Origin of the sequence: Vibrio sp. Vb0598, from assembly GCF_033338935.1 — a bacterium.
GTDB lineage: Bacteria > Pseudomonadota > Gammaproteobacteria > Enterobacterales > Vibrionaceae > Vibrio > Vibrio alginolyticus.
On record NZ_JAWOTP010000200.1, the window covers coordinates 1 to 1,182 of the forward strand.

The window sequence follows — 1,182 nt, forward strand, 5'->3', positions numbered from 1 at the left end:
TGGGTGTATTCCGACGATTGCACCGTTCTTATTGTGTGACCTCGTCCAAGAGGTGAATTATCGATTCCCTCAACTAAACCTTCTATTAAGAGAAGACACCACCACCAATTTGTTGCAAGCGCTGCGTCATGGTGAGTTAGATGTACTGATCTTAGCGTTGCCAGTTGAAATCGATGGTATGGAGAGTCGCGTCGTCGGCAAAGATCCGTTCCGTATGGTGATCAGTGCAAACCAAGTCGATTCGATTCCTGTGCCGATCCGTTATGACGATCTGCCGGATGAGTCGGTGTTCCTATTAGAGAAAGAGCATTGTTTAACTGAACATGCAGTTTCCGCTTGTAAGCTGACCGATAAAGAGAAAATTAACCCGTTTACGGCAACCAGCTTACATACCTTGGTGCAGATGGTCGCGAACGGCTTAGGTACCACTTTTATTCCTCAAATGGCAATCGAACACGGCTTGTTACACAACCAAAACTTGGTGGTGATCGACCCTCCTGGCCAGCAGGCGTATCGCGAAATTGGTTTGGTTTGGCGCCCTAGTTCATCAAGAACAAACACGTTTAACCAACTTGCAGATGTGGTTTCCGAACTGCGTTAGCTATTAGTATTAGCCTTTACTTCCTCACTATTTCTCTAAAAGCGCACTGGAAACGGTGCGCGTTCTAGTATTTTATTCTGTCGGTGAACTTTGACTTGTAAAATTTCACAGCTTTATTTTCGTGAAGCTTTCATAAAATTGTGAAATTTCACAATGTTAATTTTACACAATTGGCTGCGCATTGTGTTTAACCTCCGTTTAAATTCCTTACGCTAGACCTTATGAATACAAGGTTTTCTCGCTTGCCTCTATATTCATACACCTGTTTTAAATCATATTTCATTGCAAAATTTGATGTAATTAAATTACGTAATAACTTACAAATTGGCATCCAAAATCAGTGCTTTGTTTGGTGCCGAATAAAACTTCGAATTTTGTGTTTTGTTTGTCTAGGGGGTTTCGTTAAACCCTTTGTTGATATAGCTTATTTAAAGGCTGCTAAGACTTATGTCTAGATTGAAAAAGCACTCAGGCTTAAGCAATCTATGAACACGGCCACACAGATTGAACACAAAGTTAAAGGATGTAATTTGTTGTTCATAACTTACAAATGTAGCTTTACGCTGACTGCCCAAGATTGA

Annotated in this window: 1 protein-coding gene; it reads left to right on the plus strand. The window is 40.9% G+C overall.

Going from position 1 to position 1,182, the window contains the following annotated elements:
- Positions 1-601, plus strand: a 601-nt coding sequence (locus R7Q38_RS24070) for a LysR substrate-binding domain-containing protein (protein WP_318114584.1), incomplete at its 5' end; no start/stop codon positions are given.
- Positions 602-1,182 lie beyond the last annotated feature (581 nt).